Source organism: Streptococcus oralis (assembly GCF_001075675.1).
Lineage (GTDB): Bacteria > Bacillota > Bacilli > Lactobacillales > Streptococcaceae > Streptococcus > Streptococcus oralis_V.
Map to the genome: position 1 here is coordinate 23,796 of NZ_JUNW01000010.1, position 6,349 is coordinate 30,144.

A 6,349-nucleotide genomic window follows, 5' to 3' on the forward strand; every position below is an offset into this window, starting at 1 on the left:
AAAAACCACCTAAATTAAGGTGGCTTCTTACCAATTAAATTTGTTCAGCGATGACCTTTTCAGCAAGGTTCATGGCGTGATCAGATACACGAGTGTAATGGGAAATAATGTCGATAAAGTTGACCCCGGCTTGTGTTGAACATTCACCTTTGTTAAGGCGTTTGATATGGGTCTTTCTGAGAATGCGTTCCAAATTGTTAATTTCTTTATGGCGTTCAATCAGACTTTGAGCTTTTTCAATATCATTGTCTTCCACACTATCAAGGGCATCTTTGATGAACTCAGTGGTAGCGTGATAAATCTCAGCTAGCTCTTTCAAAGCGGCCTCAGAGAACTGAACATTCTTGCGTTGGAGATAGTCTGTTAGGTTGATCAACCCTTCTGCGTGGTCTCCAATCCGTTCCAAATCACGAGACGAGTCGAGGATGTTGGTTAGGACTTCACTTTCCTTTTGACTCAAGGATTCGCTTGAAAGGCTAATTAGGTAACGAGTGAGTTTTTCGTCAATTGTGTTAATAGCTTCTTCAGTCTTGTGGCCTTTCTCCGCTAGTTTTTCATCTAGATTGACGATGTAGTCGTAGGAAAGGTCAAAAGCTTTGGCTGCATAGTTTCCCAAGTGCAAAAGTTCTTTTTTGGCATTTCCTAGAGCGATAGAAGGAGCCTGTTTGATGAGTTGTTCATCCAAGTAGAGAGCCTCGTATTTAACAACTTCATCTTCACCAGGAATGAGCTTGGTCACAAGGTAAGCCAAGGTGCCGATGAATGGGAACTGGATAATGGTATTCGTGATATTAAAGGTTCCGTGGGCAAAGGCAATGGTCATTTCTGGCGCTAGATTGAGAGTAGATTCAAACCATTGAATCAAGCCAGTGAAAGGAACAAGGAAGACAATACAGATAACCGTACCAATCACGTTAAAGGCGACGTGGGCACCGGCAACACGTTTAGCAGCGATATTGGCTCCAAGAGAAGCAATGATAGCTGTAATGGTTGTTCCGATATTATCACCAAACAAGACCGGTAGGGCACCTTGTAGGTCAATCAGACCACTTGCATACAGGTTCTGTAAGATACCGATAGTTGCGGATGAAGCCTGAATGAGTAGTGTCAGTCCGGTTCCGACAAAGACACCAAGAATAGGACTCTTGCTTAGTTCAACCATGTAGTCTCTAAAGACTTGTAGGTCTTTTAGCGGCTCCATTGCACCGCTCATAAGATTGAGAGCGAAGAAGATACCTCCTACACCAAAGATAATCCGTCCGATGTTATTGATGGAGCGATTCTTGGTGAAGAAGAGACAAACTGCTCCGATAAAGAGCATAGGTAAGGCGTAATCTCCTAGCTTAAAACCGATGATAAAGGATGTAACGGTGGTTCCAATATTGGCACCCATGACAATACCGATAGCCTGACGCAAGGTCAAAAGTCCTGCACTGACAAGTCCTACTGTAATGACTGTAACACCAGAACTTGATTGAATCAGCGCCGTCATACCGATACCAACCAGCACACCGAAGAAGGGATTGCTGGTGTATTTGTCAATGTAAAAACGAAGGCGATCTCCAGCAGCTTGTTGCAAACCGTCTCCCATGGTCTTGATACTATATAAAAATAGTCCCAGACCACCTAAAAAGTGAAATAAAATTTCCTGCCAATTAATGGACATTTCTTTTTCCTCCGAAAAATAATCGCGGAATTTCTCCTATTCTATTTTAAAGGATAAAAGTAAATCTCACAAGTGTTTAGCTGAAATTTTCATAAGAAACAAGAACTTTCTTTTAAAATGAGAGATAGATTCCCTTTAAGTATAGATGATTTATAGGATTGTGTCCAAATTTTACTGATTATTATCCTAGTTATAGTTTTTGTGTCAAATAGATTGACATCGCTTTCATATAAGATAAAATGAAGATGATTCTGTTCGGGTGGTGTCCACTATGAACAGTTACTTTTTATCAAAAAGTAAAGCGCTTACTTTATATTTTATTAGGAGGATAAGATGAAGAATCTATTTTTTGAAAAACGTTGCCGTTACAGTATTCGTAAGCTGTCAATCGGGGCTTGTTCCTTGATGATTGGTTCAGCTCTATTTGCGAGCCCAGCTCTTGCCGAACAGGTCGCTGCCCCTGAAACAGCTGCTAGTACGAGCACTCAAGCGACAAGTGCCAGTGAAATGACTAATCCAGAAACCGCAGCCCTCGAAAAGCAATTAGAGGAAACTGAAAACAAAGTAGCTGAGCAACCCATTTCAGAAAACACTCCAGCAATAGCTGATTTGCTCAATGAAAAAGAAGAAGCAAAGCCAGCTCCGAAAGATAAAACTGAAAAACCTGTTCAACCAACTGACAAAGAAGGAGTCAAGCCTGAGGAAACTCCTCAAGTGGCTGACAATAAAGCCGACAAACCAAGTCTAGCAGACGTTCCTAAAAATGAAGAAAAGAGTCTCCGACCAAAAGAAATCAAATTTGATACTTGGGAAGATTTGTTAAAATGGGAACCGGGTGCGCGTGAGGATGATCCTATTAACCGTTCATCAGTTGAACTCGCCAAGCGCCACAGAGGGCAGTTGGTCAATGAAAAAGCAAGCAGAAGAGCCAAGGTTCAGGCGCTGGCAAATACCAACTCAAAGGCTAAAGACCACGCTTCTGTTGGTGGAGAAGAATTCAAGGCCTATGCTTTTGACTACTGGCAATACTTGGATTCAATGGTCTTCTGGGAAGGTCTAGTTCCAACTCCAGATGTCATTGATGCCGGTCACCGCAACGGAGTTCCCGTTTATGGAACACTCTTTTTCAACTGGTCAAACAGTATTGCTGACCAAGAGAAATTTGCCGCTGCCTTGAAACAAGATGAGGATGGCAGCTTCCCTATCGCACGCAAGCTCGTTGATCTTGCTAAGTATTACGGATTTGATGGCTATTTCATTAATCAGGAAACAACGGGGGAATTGGTAGCACCTCTTGGTGAAAAAATGCGCCAATTCATGCTCTATACAAAAGAATATGCAGCCAAAGTCAACCACCCAATCAAGTATGCTTGGTACGATGCCATGACCTACAAATACGGTCGTTACCACGAAGATGGTCTAGGTGATTACAACTACCAGTTCATGCAAAAAGAAGGAGACAAAGTTCCTGCGGACCAATTCTTTGCCAATTTCAACTGGAACAAGGAAAAGAATGACCACTCCGTAGAGATGGCCAAATGGCTAGAACGTAGCCAATATGATGTCTTTGCAGGCTTGGAATTGCAACAAGGTGGTTCTTATAAGACCAAAGTCAAATGGGATGCTCTCTTGGATGAAAAGGGTAAGTTGCGTTTGTCACTTGGACTTTTTGCACCAGATACGATTACCAGTCTAGGAAAAACAGGCGAAGACTACCACAAGAACGAAGACATCTTCTTTACAGGTTACCAAGGAGATCCAACGGCTCAAAAACCAGCTGACAAAGAGTGGTATGGAATTGCCAATTTAGTTGCTGACCGTACACCAGCAGTAGGACGTACCTTCACCACCTCTTTTAATACAGGTCATGGTAGAAAATGGTTTGTTGACGGTAAAGTTTCTAAGGATTCTGAGTGGAACTACCGTTCTGTTTCAGGTGTCTTGCCAACATGGCGCTGGTGGCAGACTTCGACAGGTGAAAAACTTCGTGCAGAATATGACTTTACAGATGCCTACAATGGCGGAAATTCTCTTAAATTCTCAGGTGATGTAGCTGGTAAGACGGACCAGGATGTGAATTTGTATTCTACCAAACTAGAAGTAACAGAGAAAACCAAACTTCGTGTTGCCCACAAGGGAGGAAAAGGCTCTAAAGTTTATATGGCCTTCTCTACGACTCCAGACTACAAATTTGAGGATGCAGCTGCATGGAAAGAACTGACTCTCTCTGATGACTGGAAGAATGAAGAATTTGACCTTAGCTCACTAGCAGGTAAAACCATCTATGCAGTCAAACTTTTCTTCGAGCATGAAGGGGCTGTAAAAGATTATCAGTTCAACCTAGGACAATTAACAATTTCGGACAATCACCAAGCACCACAAGCCCCAACAGGACTCTCTGTTGTGAAACAATCTCTCAAGAATGCCCAAGAAGCTGAAGCAGTGGTCCAATTTGCTGGTAACCAAGATGCAGATTTCTATGAAGTCTACGAAAAAGATGGAGATAACTGGCGTTTGTTGACAGGATCATCTGCTTCAACCATCTACTTGCCAAAAGTTAGCCGCTCTGCTAATGCGACTGGTAGGACTCAGGAATTAAAAGTCGTTGCAGTTGGTAAAAATGGCCTCCGTTCCGAAGCGGCGATGGCCTCCTTTAACTGGGGGATGACAGTTCAGGATACGACTCTCCCAAGACCTTTGGCTGAAAATATTGTTCCAGGTGCAAAGGTTATCGGTAGTACTTTCCCAAATACTGAAGGTGGAGAAGGCATTGAAGGTATGTTGAACGGTACCATTACTAGCCTGTCAGACAAGTGGTCTTCAGCTCAGTTGAGCGGTAGTGTGGATATTCGCTTGACCAAGCCACGTACCGTTGTTAGATGGGTCATGGATCATGCGGGAGCTGGTGGTGAGTCTGTCAACGACGGTTTGATGAACACCAAAGACTTTGACCTTTATTATAAAGATGCAGATGGTGAATGGAAACTAGCTAAGGAAGTCCGTGGCAACAAAGCGCACGTTACGGATATCACTCTTGACAAACCAATCACTGCTCAAGACTGGCGCCTAAAAGTTATCACTTCAGATAACGGGACACCTTGGAAGGCCATTCGTATCTACAACTGGAAGATGTATGAAACCTTGGACACAGAAAGTCAAAATATTCCAATGGCTAAGGTAGCTGCCCGTTCACTTGGAAACCATCAAGTTCAACTAGGCTTCTCTGATGTTCCAGCGGGTGCAACCATCACCGTTTACGACAAGGCAGATTCACAAACACCGATTGCAACCTTGAAGTCTGAAACTGGAGGCGACTTGGCAACAGCACCATTGGGCTTTGACAAGCAACCAACTCTCCTCTACTATCGTACCCAACTACCTGGCAAAGAAATCAGTAACACCTTGGCAGTAGCGATTCCACAGGATGAGAGGAAAATTGCTGCAGTTAGTCTTGAAAAAGGGCCTAAGAAGACAGTTTATAAAGAGGGAGAAAAACTGGACCTTAGAGGCGGCACTCTCCGTGTTCAATACGAAGGGGGACAAGCCGACGAGCTGATTAACCTTTCTCACTCAGGTGTGACAGTATCTGGCTACAACGCTCATCAAAAAGGGGAACAAAAGCTCACAGTTAGCTATCTTGGACTTCCAGTAAGCGGTGACTTGAAGGTACAAGTGACTGGTCAAGATGAAGGAAAACCAAAGGAAGTAGCAGGTCTGTACATTACTCAGAAACCAAAAACAGACTATCTAGTAGGTGATCAACTGGATCCTGCAGAAGGCCGCTTCGGCGTTCTCTATGATGATGAGACGGAAGAAAGCCATGCCTTTACGGACCAAGGTGTTGAAATCACGGGCTATGATGCTCAGAAGACTGGACGACAAACCTTGACCTTGCATTACAAGGGGCACACCGCTGAGTTTGATGTCTTGGTTTCTCCAAAAGCAGCTGTCAACGATGAGTACCTAAAACAAGAAATCACTGCTGCCCAAGGCCGTCAGTCAACCCTTGCCTATACCTTCTCAAGCGAGGACAAACAAGCAGCACTAGTAGAGAAGCTCAATGCAGCGAAAGCTGTTGCAGAAAACCATGATGCCAGTCAAGAAGAGGTCAACAAAGCTTTGAATGAGTTGAAACAAGCAGGGACAGACTTGGATGGAAATCAACGTTATCAAACTGCTAGAGAAGAATTGGAAGGTTTGCTCGAATCCGTCCGTGAAAAAGATCCTAAAGCTGAGTTAATTGCCCAAGCAGAAACTTTGTTGGCTTCAGAGATGCCAACTCCTCAAGCATTTGCAGACATGAAAGAAAAGCTAAATAAGAAACTAGCTCCTGCAGAAGAAAGTCACCATGTTGGAAGTATGGATCCAAATGAAGTGGCCCCAACGGTTGAGGCCCTCCCTGAACTAGTTATTGAAACTGAAACAACAGCCTTTGAACGTCAGGAGCGACCAAACTCTGAACTTCTCAAAGGCCAACGGCAGCTAGTTCAAGCAGGAGCGGAAGGGCAAATTCGTCATTTAGTAGAAGTAAATGCCCAAGGCAAACGCACTCTTCGTTGGACTGAGGTAGTCAAGGAAGCAATCCCAGAAATCACCGAAGTTGGAACGAAAGTCCTTTCAAGTAACCAACCAGCTGAAGGTGTGAAAGATTTAGTTCTAGAAACTCCGAAACTGGAAGTTGAA

Annotated in this window: 2 protein-coding genes; one reads left to right on the top strand and one right to left on the bottom strand. The window is 43.7% G+C overall.

The features are described 5' to 3' along the window. Window positions 1-34: 34 nt before the first annotated feature. Window positions 35-1,666, bottom strand: coding sequence for a Na/Pi cotransporter family protein (locus ADM50_RS01940; protein WP_049484345.1), 1,632 nt, complete (start codon window positions 1,664-1,666; stop codon window positions 35-37). A 333-nt stretch (window positions 1,667-1,999) separates the two neighbouring features. Between ADM50_RS01940 and ADM50_RS01945 the strand changes: the two genes are divergently transcribed. Next, window positions 2,000-6,349: endo-beta-N-acetylglucosaminidase (locus ADM50_RS01945; protein ID WP_049484346.1), on the top strand; the 4,350-nt coding region annotated here is incomplete at its 3' end.

What these genes read in the sequence shown, in the direction of transcription:
- ADM50_RS01940 (WP_049484345.1), bottom strand. Translation starts at nt 1,666, where the DNA reads ATGTCCATTAATTGGCAGGAAATTTTATTTCACTTTTTAGGTGGTCTG.